The organism is Klebsiella sp. GB_Kp056, from assembly GCF_040064755.1.
Classification (GTDB): domain Bacteria; phylum Pseudomonadota; class Gammaproteobacteria; order Enterobacterales; family Enterobacteriaceae; genus Klebsiella; species Klebsiella quasipneumoniae.
The window spans coordinates 26356-42117 of record NZ_JBEAJA010000055.1; the positions used below are offsets into that span (position 1 = coordinate 26356).

19 protein-coding genes, 1 other RNA gene and 1 pseudogene are annotated in these 15762 nt (G+C 53.7%); 3 read left to right on the top strand and 18 right to left on the bottom strand.

What is annotated here, in order from left to right:
* Positions 1-66 precede the first annotated feature (66 nt).
* Both ABLV52_RS17070 and ABLV52_RS17075 read right to left on the bottom strand, forming a co-directional pair.
* Positions 67-357: an RnfH family protein gene (locus ABLV52_RS17070; protein ID WP_049013859.1), complete on the bottom strand. Its 291-nt coding sequence runs from the start codon at positions 355-357 to the stop codon at positions 67-69.
* Entirely contained in the window at positions 347-784 is a 438-nt protein-coding gene (locus tag ABLV52_RS17075) for a type II toxin-antitoxin system RatA family toxin (RefSeq protein ID WP_008806099.1), read from the bottom strand. The genes ABLV52_RS17070 and ABLV52_RS17075 overlap by 11 nt, the downstream gene beginning before the upstream one ends.
* Before the next feature lie 149 nt (positions 785-933).
* Between ABLV52_RS17075 and smpB the strand changes: the two genes are divergently transcribed.
* The 3 genes from smpB to ABLV52_RS17090 all read left to right on the top strand — a co-directional run bounded on the left by smpB (position 934) and on the right by ABLV52_RS17090 (position 2397).
* Positions 934-1416, top strand: coding sequence for an SsrA-binding protein SmpB (smpB, locus tag ABLV52_RS17080; protein ID WP_002914164.1), 483 nt, complete (start codon positions 934-936; stop codon positions 1414-1416).
* Positions 1417-1560: 144 nt separating this feature from the next.
* Positions 1561-1923: a transfer-messenger RNA gene (gene ssrA, locus ABLV52_RS17085) on the top strand.
* 96 nt (positions 1924-2019) lie between these two features.
* Entirely contained in the window at positions 2020-2397 is a 378-nt protein-coding gene (locus ABLV52_RS17090; RefSeq protein WP_348890656.1) for a hypothetical protein, read from the top strand.
* 27 nt (positions 2398-2424) lie between these two features.
* Here ABLV52_RS17090 and ABLV52_RS17095 read toward each other — a convergent pair whose 3' ends face one another.
* From ABLV52_RS17095 to ABLV52_RS17170, 16 genes and pseudogenes are all read right to left on the bottom strand, one after another.
* Positions 2425-2643: an ogr/Delta-like zinc finger family protein gene (locus ABLV52_RS17095; RefSeq protein WP_022631378.1), complete on the bottom strand. Its 219-nt coding sequence runs from the start codon at positions 2641-2643 to the stop codon at positions 2425-2427.
* Positions 2644-2706: 63 nt separating this feature from the next.
* Positions 2707-3804 carry a phage late control D family protein gene (locus tag ABLV52_RS17100; protein ID WP_004206854.1) on the bottom strand — a complete coding sequence of 366 codons (1098 nt, stop codon included), beginning with the start codon at positions 3802-3804 and terminating at the stop codon, positions 2707-2709.
* Positions 3801-4286 carry a phage tail protein gene (locus tag ABLV52_RS17105; RefSeq protein WP_004185683.1) on the bottom strand — a complete coding sequence of 162 codons (486 nt, stop codon included), beginning with the start codon at positions 4284-4286 and terminating at the stop codon, positions 3801-3803. Before ABLV52_RS17105 ends, ABLV52_RS17100 begins: the two co-directional genes overlap by 4 nt.
* Complete coding sequence (locus ABLV52_RS17110; protein ID WP_348890703.1) at positions 4283-6676, bottom strand: phage tail tape measure protein; 2394 nt, start codon at positions 6674-6676, stop codon at positions 4283-4285. Before ABLV52_RS17110 ends, ABLV52_RS17105 begins: the two co-directional genes overlap by 4 nt.
* A gap of 112 nt (positions 6677-6788) precedes the next feature.
* Positions 6789-6910 (bottom strand): annotated as a pseudogene (locus ABLV52_RS17115) (hypothetical protein).
* Positions 6903-7022, bottom strand: coding sequence for a GpE family phage tail protein (locus ABLV52_RS17120; protein ID WP_002896220.1), 120 nt, complete (start codon positions 7020-7022; stop codon positions 6903-6905). The pseudogene ABLV52_RS17115 and the gene ABLV52_RS17120 overlap by 8 nt, the downstream one beginning before the upstream one ends.
* Positions 7023-7036: 14 nt before the next feature.
* The gene (locus ABLV52_RS17125; protein WP_004144716.1) at positions 7037-7336 is read right to left on the bottom strand and encodes a phage tail assembly protein; all 300 of its coding nucleotides are present in this window, start codon (positions 7334-7336) and stop codon (positions 7037-7039) included.
* 52 nt (positions 7337-7388) lie between these two features.
* Positions 7389-7904: a phage major tail tube protein gene (locus ABLV52_RS17130; protein WP_002896201.1), complete on the bottom strand. Its 516-nt coding sequence runs from the start codon at positions 7902-7904 to the stop codon at positions 7389-7391.
* Positions 7905-7913: 9 nt separating this feature from the next.
* Positions 7914-9086, bottom strand: coding sequence for a phage tail sheath protein (locus ABLV52_RS17135; RefSeq protein WP_101988172.1), 1173 nt, complete (start codon positions 9084-9086; stop codon positions 7914-7916).
* A 137-nt stretch (positions 9087-9223) separates the two neighbouring features.
* Complete coding sequence (locus ABLV52_RS17140; RefSeq protein WP_101988173.1) at positions 9224-10402, bottom strand: phage tail protein; 1179 nt, start codon at positions 10400-10402, stop codon at positions 9224-9226.
* Positions 10402-10677, bottom strand: a complete 276-nt coding sequence (locus ABLV52_RS17145; protein WP_142243187.1) for a hypothetical protein — start codon at positions 10675-10677, stop codon at positions 10402-10404. Before ABLV52_RS17145 ends, ABLV52_RS17140 begins: the two co-directional genes overlap by 1 nt.
* 14 nt (positions 10678-10691) lie before the next feature.
* A complete protein-coding gene (locus ABLV52_RS17150; RefSeq protein ID WP_186542408.1) occupies positions 10692-13310 on the bottom strand; it encodes a hypothetical protein in 2619 nt (872 codons plus the stop codon).
* A 5-nt stretch (positions 13311-13315) separates the two neighbouring features.
* A complete protein-coding gene (locus tag ABLV52_RS17155; RefSeq protein WP_101988174.1) occupies positions 13316-13912 on the bottom strand; it encodes a phage tail protein I in 597 nt (198 codons plus the stop codon).
* Positions 13905-14813, bottom strand: a complete 909-nt coding sequence (locus ABLV52_RS17160) for a baseplate assembly protein (protein ID WP_101988175.1) — start codon at positions 14811-14813, stop codon at positions 13905-13907. Before ABLV52_RS17160 ends, ABLV52_RS17155 begins: the two co-directional genes overlap by 8 nt.
* Positions 14800-15162 carry a GPW/gp25 family protein gene (locus ABLV52_RS17165; RefSeq protein WP_004174325.1) on the bottom strand — a complete coding sequence of 121 codons (363 nt, stop codon included), beginning with the start codon at positions 15160-15162 and terminating at the stop codon, positions 14800-14802. Before ABLV52_RS17165 ends, ABLV52_RS17160 begins: the two co-directional genes overlap by 14 nt.
* A complete protein-coding gene (locus ABLV52_RS17170; RefSeq protein ID WP_348890658.1) occupies positions 15159-15731 on the bottom strand; it encodes a phage baseplate assembly protein V in 573 nt (190 codons plus the stop codon). Before ABLV52_RS17170 ends, ABLV52_RS17165 begins: the two co-directional genes overlap by 4 nt.
* Positions 15732-15762 lie beyond the last annotated feature (31 nt).

Below are 15762 nucleotides of genomic sequence, written 5' to 3' on the forward strand. Positions count from 1 at the left end.
CCGGAAAAGCAAAAAGCGCTCAATGAGCGCTTTTTTTATGGCCGATAGCGGGTCTGCTGCTGCCGGTTACTTCGCGGCGTTTTTCTCCGCCCGCTGGCGACGCAGCTCTTTCGGATCTGCGATCAGCGGGCGATAGATTTCCACCCGGTCGCCGTCATGGACTTCGTCGTGCAGCTTAACCGGACGACTGTAAATACCCAGCTTGTTTTTCGCCAGATCGATGTCATCACGCAGCGCCAGCAGGCCGCTGGCGACAATCGCCTGCTCGACCGTCGCCCCCTCGTCCAGGGTGACCCGCTGCAGGTACTGCTTTTCAGGCAGCGCGTAAGCGACCTCAACACGAATATTAGCTGGCACTGTAGACCTCTTTGGCGCGCGAGGTGAACGCCTGCACCATGTTGGCGGCCAGTTCCTTAAAGACCCGGCCAAAGGCCATCTCAATCAGCTTATTGGTAAACTCAAAATCGAGATGGAACTCGATTTTGCACGCCTCCGGGCTCAGCGGAATAAACTTCCAGCCGCCAATCAGCTTCTTGAACGGGCCATCCACCAGGCTCATCAAAATACTCTGGTTGCTGGTCAGTGTATTCCGGGTCGTGAAGGTCTTACTGATGCCGGCTTTGGACACATCAACCGCCGCCGTCATTTGCGTCGGCCCGAATTCCAGCACGCGGCTACCGGTGCAGCCTGGCAGAAAATCAGGATAGGACTTCACATCGTTTACCAGTTGATACATCTGTTCCGCGCTGAAAGGCACCAGCGCAGTACGGCTAATCTGAGGCATAGCAGGTTCCACATTTAAACACAGTGCAAATAATATCATTTATCTGCTGCTAAAAAAAACGCTGTGCCGCAACTCGTGCTAAGATGCGCAGTACACCTCGCAGGATGCGATCGAGGTAACTGTGTATAAGACGATGACTTCAGGACATTATGACTAAGAAAAAAGCCCACAAACCTGGATCAGCCACCATTGCGCTGAATAAACGCGCCCGTCACGAATACTTTATCGAAGATGAATACGAGGCTGGTCTCGCCCTGCAGGGCTGGGAAGTCAAATCCCTGCGCGCAGGCAAAGCCAACATCGGCGATAGCTATGTCATCCTGAAGGATGGCGAAGCCTTCCTGTTCGGCGCCAACTTTACGCCCATGGCCGTGGCTTCCACCCACTATGTCTGCGACCCGACGCGCACCCGTAAGCTGCTGCTCAACCAGCGCGAACTCGATACGCTGTACGGCCGCATTAACCGCGAAGGTTACACTGTTGTCGCCCTGTCGCTGTACTGGAAGAATGCCTGGTGCAAAGTGAAAATCGGCGTCGCCAAAGGTAAGAAACAGCACGACAAGCGTACCGATCTGAAAGATCGTGAATGGGCGCTGGATAAGGCGCGTATTATGAAGCACGCCGGACGCTAACCCCCTCCCCTGAGGGCCAGCTCTCGCTGGCCCTTACGCTATATCCTTGTTGATGCTGCTTTTTCGTCCACCCCTGCTGAAAGAATCCTGCGTTATGGGGCTGGTAACGACATTCACAAATCTGTTATACTTGACCTACACATTGGGGCTGATTCTGGATTCGACGGGATTTGCGAAACCCAAGGTGCATGCCGAGGGGCGGTTGGCCTCGTAAAAAGCCGCAAAAAATAGTCGCAAACGACGAAAACTACGCTTTAGCAGCTTAATAACCTGCTCTGAGCCCTCTCTCCCTAGCTTCCGCTCTTAAGACGGGGATCAAAGAGAGGTCAAACCCAAAAGAGATCGCGTGGATGCCCTGCCTGGGGTTGAAGCGTTAAATCTAATCAGGCTAGTTTGTTAGTGGCGTGTCTGTCCGCAGCTGGCAAGCGAATGTAAAGACTGACTAAGCATGTAGTGCCGAGGATGTAGGAATTTCGGACGCGGGTTCAACTCCCGCCAGCTCCACCAAATAAAACAAAGGGTTACGTGAAAACGTAGCCCTTTTTTTTTGGACTGTGGCGGCAAAATGGCGGCAGACATTTATCCATGCAAAGGACTACTGATTTGAAAAAATTTCTTTTGATGCTGTTACTCTTGACTTCATGTAACGCTTTCGCCGACAAGATCCCGGACTCGATAGAAAATTTAATTGCTGTATTTGACACAAGGACGCATAGCCTGGAAAGCGGAGTACTCTCGATCAAATACAGCAAACAGAAGTTGCACCCTGATGCAGCTGATGCAATGTTTGAAGGCATTTGCAATGACCTATCAATGCATAAGTGGAAACCCGAAACAATTAAGAAGATTAGGTTACTCAACGTCTCACTTGATCAAGGTTTTGAGATAGATGCTGGCGGTGCTGAATGTAAAAACACGGGCAAGATGACTTTTGATGAAGCGCGGGCTTACAGGCAAAGCTTTATCAAACCTATTCCGTAAACCCTCTTCGATTTGTAGGTTAAAAGCTCAAAAATTCATATGCCCCTGCCCGCTTGTTGCCGGATGCGGCGGGGCGTTATCAATTACACCTGGCGTCATGATGAACCTCACGACGGTTTCGTGAGTAATAAACGTAGCACCGCAATTGATGTTCTGGCACTGACAATACCGCTCTTTTGTCTGGTCTGTTACTCGAAAGCTACTTCGTGTATGCGCCGCATGTCCGCATTTTGGGCAATTCATCATTTCCGTTTCTCCGCCGCCTCTGAAGTCGCGTTAATAATACACAACATCAATATAGAGAACCAACTATTCAATATTGAGATCATCTATTTTCACTTCCAGTTCGATGCTGGTCGTGAATCCGCTATCCGGGTTGACCGTGTGCGTTAACGTTGTGATAGTCCATTCCGCATCATCAATGGGCTGTTTAAAACCGCTGACCTTAACGGGCATTTCCGTATAGAGATCCGCGCGGCCTTCTGCCAGCTGAAGAGAAAATGACGCCACACCGCGCTGCAGCCGCTCCCAGTTCATTTTTGCAGCCCGTTCTGCATTACTGCGGTTCGCATAGGTACGGTTCAGAACCAGCACATTCTCATCCGTTCCGACCAGGTAATCCCCCTGCTTTGCTTCCGGCTCTTTGGGTTTTGTCGTCCTCCGGCGGCGCTTCACCTTTGCAGTTTCTTTCTTTTCCGGTTCCCGGGTATGCAGCCAGTGAGCGATAACACCCGTATATGCTCCCCTGTCAGCCAGGCTAAACCGGTGACTGTCTCCGTCCTTACGGGTAATAGTGATGACCGGCAACGGTTTACCACTTGCTGTTTTCCCCTGCCCCTGCCGGATAAATAGCAGATTACCGTCCTTGACTGAGGCAATCGCGCCATACTGCCGCGCCAGCTTCATTAAAAAGCTGGCGTCGCTTTCGTTGGTCTGGTCCAGGTGATCCAGCGCCATCGCAGCAACATCATTTCCTATAGCAACTTTAAGGCTGTGCCGTGCGGCAATGTCTTTCACCACATCGCCCACTGTCGTTTTGTGCCAGGACTTCTCACGCCGGACATTCAGCGTTTCCCTGAAATCAGCACTACGGGCACGGATTGTCAGCCTGTCCGGGCTGCCGCTATGCTCTATTTCGTCAACGGTAAACTTACCTTTTGAGTACAGCGGCTCGCCTTTCCATCCCAGCGCCAGAGAAATCACTGCGCCACGACGCGGCATAATTACCAGGCCGTCGGCGTCGTCCAGCTCCAGATCAAGCTGGTCAGCTTCAAATCCGCGGTTGTCGGTCAGTGTCATACCCAGCAGACGTTTATCCAGCGTCTGCGTGGCATCTTTACCTTCAATCACGATCCGAAAGGCCGGGGTCTTGCTTCCGAGGTTGAGTAAATCAGCCATCTCGCTCACTGCAGCAACCCTCCTACCGTGGATCTGATGTTCCCTACTGCGGCGGCGGCAGAATCCTGCAGACTGCTAAGCTGATCGCTCAGACTGCCGAACATTTCAGACAGGGACTCATCCACCCGTTTAAGCCCCAGCGAAAACTCTATTTTCCTGGCTTCCCCACTGGCGAAAAATTCCGTTTTCGTCTGGTTAAGGCTCTCAATCACATACATGCCGTAGATAGTCCCACCCCCCTCGATCAGCGGCCACGCCTTCCCCTGCTCTGCCATCAGCTCCAGCGCCAGCAACGACAACCGGCCGCCGGTCACTTCCGGCATGAGGACGCCGGAGAGCGTCAGCTGATCGTTATCTGGCCCCAAAAATTGCGTTGTCGGACGGCGATTAACGCGGTTGTTGGTCACATGGCGCCAGTTCCGCTGATACTGCAGTTGCTGATAGGGAACCGTGCGCAGCTGAAACACAAACAAGCCCAGGACCATCATCATGAATCGTACCCCCCTTGATCACTGAAATTGCTGCGGGCCTTCGCCTTCATGCGTCGCTCGCGCACATCAAGCTGCCGTGCAACTTCCTGCGCAATATCCTGCGCGCTCTGACCGGGCAGAGCCTGGATAATAATTTGCGCATGGGTTTCAAACTGGAATACAGGCTGGCTGCCTGCTGGCTTATCAGTTACAGGACAGTATGAAGCTGCCGGCAGACTCATGGGATGAAGCGGGGCGGCCTCTGCTGGCATTGCTCCCCCCATCATTCCGGCGATTACGGACGCCAGCGCGGCCGTTCTCCTGCGGCTGGTCACATAGGCCGGACCGTTAATCAGCTCCGGGCCATTCTCGCCAGCAATACCCACCTGCCCACGTGGAATATAACCACCGCTGTCATACATCCCCGCGAAAAATCCTGGGGTCTTTTTCTGCGGTGAGGCGCCCTGCGAATTATCGCCGCCGGTCATCCAGTCCGGGAGATAGCTTTTGACCGATGCCAGCTTGCTCTTAAGCGTTTCCCATTTCTCATTGATACCACTCAGGATGCCGTCAATAATCGCCCCGCCCACCTCTTTAAATTTTGCGGGCAGCGCGGCAACATCACTCAGAATTTCATCCCATTTGCTGCTTATGGTCTGCTTAATCACAGCCCAGGCTACTGACACCCCTGACGTGATGGCATCCCAGAGTGCTTTAAACTTCGGCCCCAGCGTTTCCCAGTTCTGCCAGATATAGATGGCTCCCATCGCAATCAGGCCAACTATCGCCAGAAGGGGGTTAGCCATCATCAACCGGCCTAACCAGATGACCGCCTGGCCTGCACCGCCAATTACTCTTGTGACCAGACCAAACGCAGAAGCAAATTTCAGCTGGAGAATGCCAGCACTTACCCGCACTATCGCCATAGGACCCAAAATGGATGCCAGGGCCAGTGACACCACACCCGCTGCGGTAGCTACCACGGCAAATACGGCCGCAATTTTAAATAGCGCCGCCGTCAGTTGCGGATGACGCTTCACAAAACCATCCAGCGCGGACGCCAGATTACCCAGCCAGTCCGCAATATTTTTCAGCACCGGCGCGACGGTTTCACCGATGCTCGCCATGGCGTTGGTAAAGGAGCCGCCAGCTGCTTCCCATTTGTTGCCCAGGGTATTAAGCGATGCATCGACGCGCTCGCGCAGGGTTGCCTGATTCTCCAGCTTCGCTACTGTTTCACGATAACCATCAATACCTTTTTGGATCATGATATCCAACGCCTGCAGCGTTTCTGAATCATTGCCAAACAGGTCTTTTTTTGTTGCCATCTGCTTTTCGGGAGTAAGTTTGCTCAGCTTACTTAGCTGGACATACATATTTTCCAGCCCACCAAATCCTCCCTTACCATCAGAAAAATTAAACTTAATGCCGGTCCCTTTTAGATCATCATTAACAGCTTTAATTTTCTTTGCATCTAGGGCAGCCTGGAATATTTTCCGGTACGCATTCCCAGCAGACTCCCCGGCCATACTTGCCTGGTCAGCCATAACCAGCAGGGGGGCAAAGGTTTTAGCTGCATCTATCCCTTTCTTATTTAGAATACTCATCGCGCTACTAATTTTTGAAAAACCCTGCAGCATATTCCCGGGGTCTACGCCCGCATAAAAACCACGCTGGATAAGATCCATCAGGCTCATCATGTCTTTTTCGGTGGTCTGCGTAGCGTCCTGCAATTTTGCGGCAAACTCTGCGGCCTCCGTCGGCGCCATCTGCAGCTGCACGCCAAGGTAAGCCGCCGACTCACCCAGCCCGCCCAGGATAACCTGCGCTGACATCCCCTGACGTCGTAACATGGTCATCATGTTCTGAAAATCTGCCGTAGTACCGGGCAACCGGTCCCCCAGGGCTATCGCCAGCTTGTTCAGCTTCAGGAACTCAGGCGCCACCTTTCCGCCTGGCCCCATCATTGAGCCTGCCAGCTGGTTAGCGGCGTTCTCTGATTCCGAGTAGGCGCGAATGGGCGCCAGCAAGGTCGCGCCCGTTGTCACCCCGGCCGCCATCATCCCGGCCCCGTTCCCCGCCAGGCTGTTACGCACGTCGCGCATCTTGTCAGCTTTGGCCCTGATCGCATTCAGCTTGCGCTGGCGCTCTCCCACATCCCGCAAGCGCCGCTCCTGCTCTGCAAGCTGCTGGTTATAGCGATCCGTTTCGCGGGTAATTCTGGCCGTTTCACGGGCACCGCCGCCCGCAGAGATGCCAAGGCGGTACAGCTCCGCCCTGGTTGCTGCCATCTGCCGCGTTTCCTGCTGCTGCTTTTGTTCCAGGCGTGATACGGCGCGCCATTGCGCCTCAAGCGCCTGCGTCTGTTTTTTCGTGGGGGATTCGAGCGCTGCCAGCTCGCGCGTCATCATCTGCGCACGCAGCCTCGCCTGGTCCAGCTCGTTGCTGGTCCGGTTCAGGCTCTGTGAGAGTTGATCAAAAGATTTTAACTGGCTCCCCGCGTCGTTAAGCCGTTTAAGCTGATCACGGGTCTGCCGGATGCCGGAGGCCAGCTTCTTCGAGCCAGCCAGCGCATTTTTTAAAGGGCGGGTGAGTTTATCAACCGCATTCAGAACCACCTGCAGGCGCAGGTTTTTATCACTCATCGCTGGCCCCGCTACGCATTATCGCTCTGTGCCGCCACTCCAGCACTTCCGTCAGCGGCATAACGTCAGTGACGGACGGCGGCCAGTGAAAGATCGTGGCGATATCCGCCACCAGGTCATCTACCGTCAGGCTGTCGGCAAATCGGCAAGTGCCGACTTCGGCAACAAAAAAAGGACCACCTCGACAGACATCGCGGCCAGGTCTGCCGGGTCGAGGTCCGCCATTTCCTGCGGGGTCAGCGTTGGCGTGGAGATGCGGGGGATCACGGTCATCATAGAGGCCACGTCCATTTCCATTACCGCCTGCAGTCGCGTACCGCGCAGCGCGCCGGATTGCGGCTTACGCAGCACAATTTCCGTAATCGTGGTATCACCGCGCTTAATCGGGCTATCCAGTTTCACCGTTGCTTCTGTTTTCTCACTCATGCTCTTTTCCTGTTATGGGTTGGCTGGCGCGACCTCGCACGCCAGTAAAAAATTACAGACCGATGGCGTTACGGTGTTCTTCCATCAGGTCAACACCATCAACAACTTCAATCATGTTGATCGCATCGACCTCATAGAGCACTTCACCGTTAATGGTCAGCTTCGCGTAACAGTTAACGCTGCTGACTTTGGTGGAATTGCTCTCGCCGGTTTTCCACTCGCCGGAATCCACCTCTTTGTGGCGCCCACGGACGACCAGCTCAACGGCCTGCACTTCGCCGGTGTCGTCGCGCTGAATAGACCCGGTAAAGCGCAGCTGTACGCCGTCCACCGTGGCTTTGCCCATCTGTTTAAACAGAAGCGCCTCCGTACCGCCGATGGTCATTTCCGTATCCAGCGCGCCATCATCCAGCCCCAGATCAATACCGACTGAACCGGGCATGCCGCCGCCGCGGTAGTTTTCCAGCTTGCGGGTGAATTTCGGCAGGGTGACGGATTCAGCAATGCCCATCCAGTTGTTACCGGCGTTAAAAATATTCAGGTGTTTTAACTTGCGTGGTAAGGCCATGGGTCCCCCTTATGCGCTTACGCGGGTGGTGAAATCCACCAGGTAACGGTCAGTGATGCGCTGGCGCAGCATCAGGTTTTCCAGTGGCGGCACTGGCGTATAGTCGTAGTCGATCCAGAGTTTCCCGGCTTTCAGCGTGTCTTTGTCATTCACACTGTCATCAATCCAGCAATCACCGCCGATGAGGTAGCCCTGATTTACCAGGCTGCGCATTTTGGCGCGGATACCTTCGATAATGTCGCGAGCCAGCGAAGGGTTAAGCGGCATGTCCACCGCCCACATATGCGCCTCCGCCATGGTGTCTGCCAGTACCTGCGCGGTACGGGTGTAGTTTTCAAACTGGAATAACGGGTTATCGCTGAGGCAGCGGGAACCCCAGAAGCGGAAACCATCCTTGCGGATCAAGGTGGTGACGTCGTTCTGGTTCAGCAGTCCGGCATCGGTTGCCGGGTCCTGCAGATCCCAGAACACATCCGCAGACAAGCCGGTTACGCCGTTGACGCCCACGTTAGAAAGGGTTTTGTGCCAGCCGGTCTGCTCGTCGATTTTTGCACGCAGACCCAGCGCGCGGGCAGTGGCGTAAGCAGTCGCATCCGCCTGCAGCACCGTGTCAAAGTTGATGAAATCAGGCCAGATCAACATCCCTTCTCGCTGACTGAAATTTTCGCGGTAGGCAATCGCTTCTTCCACGGTTTTACAACCGTAGGCAGACAGATACGCAAAACCGCGCAGGCTCTGCGCCACGCTTAACAGCTCAGTGGAAACAGCCTGCGTGTCATGGCCCGGCACGCCCAGAATGCGCGGCTTCACGCCCAGCTGCGACTGCGCCGAAAGCAGCGCTTTGATGCCCGTTTTCTTACCGTCAGCGGTTACACCGCCGATAATATTGGAGGTGGTTTCCGCTTCGGTTTCGCCCTGGGCAACACGAACCACAACGGTGACGGGTTTTGCCTGGTCGGCGATGGCGTCCAGTGAGCGGGCCAGCGTGCCGGACTCGCCCGCTTTGCCGCTGACGGTCAGTACATCGGTAAGCAGGACCGGCTTATTGAGCGGGAACACAGAGGCATCGGCATCATCGCCGGTGCATACCATGCCCACAATCGCCGTGCTCACCGTCGTGATAGAGCGGGTGCCGTCGTTAACCTCAACAACACGCACGCCGTGGTGATAGTCTTGTGCCATGAATGAATCTCCTGTTTAGGGGTTCACCCATGGTAGGGAAATCATTCACCGCAAGCCGTTGATGGCCGTTGTACCGTCAATGGCACAACCGCAGACAGAAAAAGCCCCTTATCGGGGCAGACTGATACCGGGGTTTATCAGGCAACGCGGCTCCAGCACATCAGCAGTGTGTGGGCCTCAACCACGCTGATTGATTTCCCTTCACCGAGGTTATCGGTTTTGCCAGTGGTTGTGTGTTTGTGGGCTGGCAAGTCCACAATATGGCTATGATCGTCCACCTCATCCGTATAATTTCGTGTGCGTCGGCTGTCGTTATCCGAACCGACAATATAATTATCATCCCAGACCTCACCAGGGGCGAGCATACCACCTTTGTGTTTATGCCGTCCGGCCCCCCTCGTTGTCAGCTCCTGCGCGGGTAGTTCACTGGTTTCGCCACTGACACCAACCTGCACGGCGGGCAGGTTAGCCCGCTGGAGGGTGAAAGTATCACTGCCGCCGATCTGCCCGACGTCCGAACCGTCAGCCTTGCCGATGCGTATCGTTTTATTCTCTCCGGTGTAAACCCATTGCGACCAAGGCCAGCGCTCGTTAGGGTTCAGGTCAGAGTTAAATAATCGCGTGGTCCCGACGGGATTATCTTCTTCCCACGCGTTTCTTACCGCTGCCGTCACAGCAATTCCGATCGCAGCTTTTATCGCCGCAGGGGTTGCTGCCACACTGACACTGTCGCTATCTGTGGCGCTACTCAGCCTCACAAACCCCTTTTCCTCCAGCGTTGCGTCCGGGTGATTCCTGGATTTAGCATGCCCGCTTAACTGACTATCGGTGTAATCTTTGACTTCATTACTGACGGCAATGATGTCCTCAGTTGTGGCAAGTACAATGTCGGAATCAACAACCAGTCGAATATCATCGGTGCTACTTACGGCCAGCCAGATACGCACCACGGTGAATCGGCCTGATCCTTCATCCAGAAGGGGTTTGTATGTTTCCGGGACGCTGGCCATCGCCAGGCACGCCCCAGACTCATCAAAAAGAGCGGCTTCACGGATGGTAAATCCTCCCGCCTCAGGGGGGATAATCATCTCGGCGGAAATAACATTTTTGTCTGCATCCTGTACTTTCAGCCTGTTTAGTTGAGATCTGAACACCTCATTCACCAGGGCGCCCCTGGTTTTATCTACCAAAGGCAATATGCCGTTACCATCACCCACGGCCATCTCCGAAAACCCGACTTTTTCTCCACTGACTGCAGCGGCCGCCAGCTTCTCCAGTCCTGTCTCAGTAAAATATGCAGTGTATTTTCTTGCCATTAATCTTCTCCTGCACCGGCAAAATCAGACAGAGCCATGATTTGCGAGCGCGCCTGACTTAATACGTCCTCATCAGCGCTCGTATTAATTGTGACCGGGTATTCCCCATAAAACTGCATGGCGGATTCGCTAATTCCGGCATGGAGACGCGCCCAGCTCCCCGAAGCCATAACGCTGACACCCTCAACGCGGAAAAATAAATCCATTTCGCGGTTTTCCACGCCCAGGCAGCATCCTGATTCGGTGACCTGACTGACCGCGATTGTTTTTTTCATTCTGAATATCATATTTATTCCGCCCTGAGTGAGATTTGCCGTACCGAGGCTGATGCATAGCCACTGTTTATTTTTGCCTTATTACCTGCCGCACTCACGGATAGCCGGTATCCGGCGGTTCCCGAACCGGAATACATCATTCGGCCGGTATAACCGGCGGTATTACTGATTTTTAATGTGTCAGTGATGGTGCGACTGTCAAATAAACACTGTATTTCCAGTGAATTACCTGCCCTGACGTAAAAGTTATCGAAGCTTGTTTCGGTGGTATTAATGGCCCCCGTCCAGAGCGTCAGATAGTTGATACGCTCTCCCGATGCCCGATAGAACTGGCAACCGGTCATGAGGGCATAACGCGCCAGATTTTTGGCAATGTCATATCCGGCATTCACGGCACCATCGAAATCCGCCATGATGCTCACTCCATGTAAATCTGTCACATGGTTGTCATCGCTGTTACGAACCGGCAGACCTGACGGGCATCGGACCGTACCACCCTGCATCTTCATGTGTATGGTTCCATTAGCAACCTGGCCCAGGTAGCTGTAATCAATGTACTGAAAATCGCAGCCATAAAATTCATATGTACCCCGCTGGGTAAGATTCAGCGGTGGGGCGTTTTCACCCTTTCTGGAATTCATGGCATTGAACACGACAACGCGGGGATTATGCGCCACACCCGCACCTTTAAATGCCATCCTTGCCACATCGATATTGTGAAATTCAATTTGCGATGTGTAGCCTGCTGACAGCGTCGGCGCGGCATTGCTGCTAATGCGCTCATAGTCCTGACGAAAATTTTTAAAATCGATGGCGAAGCCGATGTTGTCGCTGGTATCACCGCACAGATAATCACAGTTCTCAATAAGAACCTTACGCGGGAAATAAACCAGACCATCTGTATTGCTGGAAAAGATACTGTCAAATCGTGACCCTTCCAGGCGTTTACCCCAGCGAATATTTCTGAGGGTAACCGTTTTGAACATCCATGGCGTGACCGGTGAACCATCAGGGACACCGCCAGTGCCGTCAGAGTTTGCACGGATAAAAGCCGAGCGATTACCTGGATCGCCATTGATAACCAACCCGTCAATTTCAAGATGGCAGTCATTAAAGCCTCCCTGATCGTCACGTCCTTTAATAACGCCAGCATCTTCCTGTCCTGATTCAAGAGTAATGGTGGAATCCCTGATAGAAAGCACGTCACCAACACCACAGATACTCAGGGCAAAATTGCCAAGATGACTGCGGAAAATATGACATGAGCCCCAGAAAGGGTTATGAAAATCGATGCGGTTAAAATCCACATTATCAAATGTCACGTCCTGGCAGTTTTCCCCGGCAGTCGCCCCCCACCCTTCTCCCTGAGAAACGGAGTCACTGATATGCAGCCCGGAGACGTTATTATAATTCAGGGTGTAACTGTAAATGCGTGAGCCTGATGCATTGTATGAATCATTAGGCCAGGGAGAATAGACATTCCTGAACCTAACTTTATATCCGCCATCTATGGACAAATCTACGGCACTGCCATTATCAGTCAGGGGGCGGTTGATAACTGTCGGGTTTTCAATAGTTGCCCGGCTGATATCATAAAAAAACAGATTAATTGTATGCGGCTGATTTCTCATATCGAAACAGCCTGGCGAAATAAACAACTCGCCATCACTGACAGGCAAGGCATAAACCGAATCCACCGATGCGGGCATGGGATACTTAAGCGCCCGGTCTAGTTTTCCTTTTTTGGAAACCCGGCTCATGGCAATCCATGCTTTATTTTTCCCCCTTCCTGAATACAGGACTACGGAGGATGATTTAAAAATAACAAAGTGATTATCCAGCGTGGTATCACTGACCAGCCCGGTCAGTTTTGAACTTTGCGCATCGCGGCTTCGCCAGTCTGTGCCGTTGATTTTAGACAATAACAGTGCGCCAGCTTCAGTTGATGCATCATATACCACAGAGTTTTTTTTCTGGGTGAAAGCAAGTTTGCCACTGAAATTCTCGGGCACCCATTTCACACCTGAGAAATTACAGCTACCATAAAAAACAATATCTTTATTGCCACTCAACCTGAACGTTCTGTTCTGACGCTGTTTCAGAGTGAAGCCATATTTTTTCTGAAGCTCACTAATTTCCAGTAATGCGGCAGTCACATCAGCCCCATCTTCGAGGCCAAATGAATCAAGAGAATACCAGTCCAGAACATCGCCCACACTACCGGCAACGGGCATATGCATCAATCGGGTACCGTCAGGAGAAGCCATCCCCTGACGCAACGCTGCATCTGAGGTGTAAGCCCATCCTCCCGCTCCCGTTCCACCAGTTATTTCCGGCGTCGAGCCGGGTGGGACAACTTTCGGAAAGTCTCCTGTCCAGACCATCCTATAATTACCGTACAATATTTCTTCTCTCGGAGAGGTGAGCGTCCCTCCTTCCAGAAAGGTTTTAACCGCCTCGACTTTTCCCGACAGGTCAATATTGTCATATTTTTCTTTCAAATAACGGGTGCGGTTTGCCAGTTGTTTAATCGGGCGGTTAGCGACGCCATCCTGACCTCCGGACACACGCTCTGTTCGGCCAATCAGCTGAATATCATCTTCCCATGATGGTGATTCAAAAATATTAGTCATGGTCTTTACCTGTAATTAAAATTCCCATCGTGGAAAATCACCCCGTTATAGAGGAAATCACCCTCTGGCTGATATCCCTCTGGATAAACACTAATGATTTCTCCACATCCCGAAGATGTTCCGACGGAAACCGGCCCCAGCGTTACCGATGCAATATTCATCTGTGAAATATGGCGACTGACGGGTTTGGCGTCGTTAATCAGGCGATTCAGTTCATCAAGCATTGGCCTGGTAATACCAATCTCACCAATATCCACCTCAAGCCTGAATGTCCCAGCAGGGTCAGCCACACGCCACCACTCTTCAAGAGTTAATGAATACCCCATTTTCTCAGTAACGCGCCTGATGGTGGCAACTGTTCCTTTGCGTTGATGTAGCCAGAACGCCTCACTGATAACGGCTCGTTTCTCCGCTTCTCTCCAGTTCTCATCCCAGCTGTCCACCGAAAAGGCCCACGCCAGATAAGGCAGAAACTTTGCCGGGCATTTCCACGGATTCCACAGGTCACGCAGCGGCACGTTTAAATCACTGATACCTGAACAGGCTTGCGCCAGCCTGCGCTCCAGCGCAGACGACCCCGGCGGTAACAGGCTGTTACTCATCAGAGCCACCAATTTCTGCTTTAAAATCGGTGCAATATGACGCCTGCGTTTTATCTAACACCATGTCCACCAGGGGTTTCATCAGCTCAACGCGCTGGACGCCCTGAACATGCAGAGCGGCATAGATCGCAGACAGCCGCAAATCACGCCCCAGGCGACGCTGCTCGTTGATGTACGCCGTACCCTGCGCTTTCGCGGCCGCCAGGATGGGTTCCTTTGCCGGGCCGGGATAGACATAAAGAACCGCATCAATTTCATAGGGGACAATCTCAGCAGATCGGACACTCACCCGATCCGCCACCGGCCGCACAGCCTCATCATTCAGGGCCTCACCGACGACCTGCAGTAAATCTTCCGGCGCAGTACCATCGCCGTCGCGGGCCAGAATAGTCACCACGACTTCCGCCGGTGACGGGCTGAAAGCCGATGCATCCGCCACCCGACCATCAGAGCTAAGCGCGTGATATTCATAGGCGCCGACTGGCCCGGCAACGCTCATCCCCTCAAAGGCCGCCGGAATGCGCTGGCGATAATCCGCGTCAGATTCCATTACTGCCTCCGTGGGCGGCGTTGTGGTGTCATCTGCAGCCGTAATCACCCGGCGCTGTACGTTGTTATTCGCGCCTAAATTGTCCAGGTCATCCCCGCCGGAATAGGCCACCATCACGGCTTTAGCCGCCTCGTTAATCCGCTGGCGCAGCAGCAGCTCCCGGTACACATTTTCCTGCAGCATTTTCACCACCGGCTCAGATTCAAGCGCTAAAGTGCGGGCCACGGCCTCCTGCTCTTCTGCCGGAAATAACGCGACAAATTCAGCCTTGCGCTCAGACAGCAGGGTTTCAAAATCCGGCACATCCACAATTTGCGGCGGCGGCAGCTGGGAAAGGTCAATAACGGCCATTGTCTGCTCCTGTCGATACGGAAAGGGACACGGGCACGCCGTCATTACGCTGGCCTGCCAGCTCAATAACCATTGCGCCATCCATGCTGCTGCTGTTAACCGTGATGGTGTCCAGCTGCAGCCGCGGCTCCCAGCGCCGCAGCGCCACATACACCGCAGCCATGATCTGCAGGCGCAGCGCCGGGTTTTGCGGCTGGTCAATGAGCGCTGAAAGCAGGGAACCATACTCCCGTCGCGCAAGCCGGCTACCTTGCGGGGTCAGCAAAATGTCACGCACCGACTGACGCAGGTGGTCAGTTTCCGTAATGGCTCTGCCGGTATCGCGGCTCATCCCGATATAGAGCGTCAAAATGGGCCTCCCGTCGTTCCGCCACTGTCGCCAGGGTGTTTATGCTTATCAGCAACGACGCCGTTTGACGTCATCGCGCCGCCGCCGTGGTTCACATCGCCATTCAGGATCACATTGCTGTTAATACGGGTGGTGTCAGCCTCGATCACAAACTCACCGGTTTTGCAGGAGACAACCTGCGAAGACTCAATCAGCACGCTTTTCACGCCGCGAATAATCCAGCGCCCGGTGGCGGGGTCGTATTCGAACCAGCCGCCATCCTCGTATGCGGTCACGTCCGCACTTTCAGAGTCTGACGGCGGCGGGCAGGCGTTGGAGTAGATGGCCGGAAGCGCAAAGGCTGTCTGCAGATTGCCGCCCAGGCTGAACAGCACCACCTGCTCCCCTGGAGACGGGCACCACCAGGTGCGGGATTTACCTGCACGGTAGGTCAGCCAGTTAATCCAGTTGGTTTCGAGGTCGCCTGTTTTCACCCGGCACAGCCAGCCGTCCCGGTCCACTTCGGTCACAATGCCGGTGCGGATCAGATTGGTGATAAGGCGCATGATTTCGGTAAGTTGTACGTTCATATGGCTCATTCTTTCACGCCTTAAGCGATAA

What these genes read in the sequence shown, in the direction of transcription:
- ABLV52_RS17155 (WP_101988174.1), bottom strand. Translation starts at nt 13,912, where the DNA reads ATGAGTAACAGCCTGTTACCGCCGGGGTCGTCTGCGCTGGAGCGCAGG.
- ABLV52_RS17170 (WP_348890658.1), bottom strand. Translation starts at nt 15,731, where the DNA reads ATGAACGTACAACTTACCGAAATCATGCGCCTTATCACCAATCTGATC.
- ABLV52_RS17145 (WP_142243187.1), bottom strand. Translation starts at nt 10,677, where the DNA reads ATGAAAAAAACAATCGCGGTCAGTCAGGTCACCGAATCAGGATGCTGC.
- ABLV52_RS17095 (WP_022631378.1), bottom strand. Translation starts at nt 2,643, where the DNA reads ATGATGAATTGCCCAAAATGCGGACATGCGGCGCATACACGAAGTAGC.
- ABLV52_RS17105 (WP_004185683.1), bottom strand. Translation starts at nt 4,286, where the DNA reads ATGATGATGGTCCTGGGCTTGTTTGTGTTTCAGCTGCGCACGGTTCCC.
- ABLV52_RS17075 (WP_008806099.1), bottom strand. Translation starts at nt 784, where the DNA reads ATGCCTCAGATTAGCCGTACTGCGCTGGTGCCTTTCAGCGCGGAACAG.
- ABLV52_RS17130 (WP_002896201.1), bottom strand. Translation starts at nt 7,904, where the DNA reads ATGGCCTTACCACGCAAGTTAAAACACCTGAATATTTTTAACGCCGGT.
- ABLV52_RS17140 (WP_101988173.1), bottom strand. Translation starts at nt 10,402, where the DNA reads ATGGCAAGAAAATACACTGCATATTTTACTGAGACAGGACTGGAGAAG.
- ABLV52_RS17160 (WP_101988175.1), bottom strand. Translation starts at nt 14,813, where the DNA reads ATGGCCGTTATTGACCTTTCCCAGCTGCCGCCGCCGCAAATTGTGGAT.
- ABLV52_RS17135 (WP_101988172.1), bottom strand. Translation starts at nt 9,086, where the DNA reads ATGGCACAAGACTATCACCACGGCGTGCGTGTTGTTGAGGTTAACGAC.
- ABLV52_RS17150 (WP_186542408.1), bottom strand. Translation starts at nt 13,310, where the DNA reads ATGACTAATATTTTTGAATCACCATCATGGGAAGATGATATTCAGCTG.
- ABLV52_RS17125 (WP_004144716.1), bottom strand. Translation starts at nt 7,336, where the DNA reads ATGAGTGAGAAAACAGAAGCAACGGTGAAACTGGATAGCCCGATTAAG.
- ABLV52_RS17110 (WP_348890703.1), bottom strand. Translation starts at nt 6,676, where the DNA reads ATGATGACGCGCGAGCTGGCAGCGCTCGAATCCCCCACGAAAAAACAG.
- smpB (WP_002914164.1), top strand. Translation starts at nt 934, where the DNA reads ATGACTAAGAAAAAAGCCCACAAACCTGGATCAGCCACCATTGCGCTG.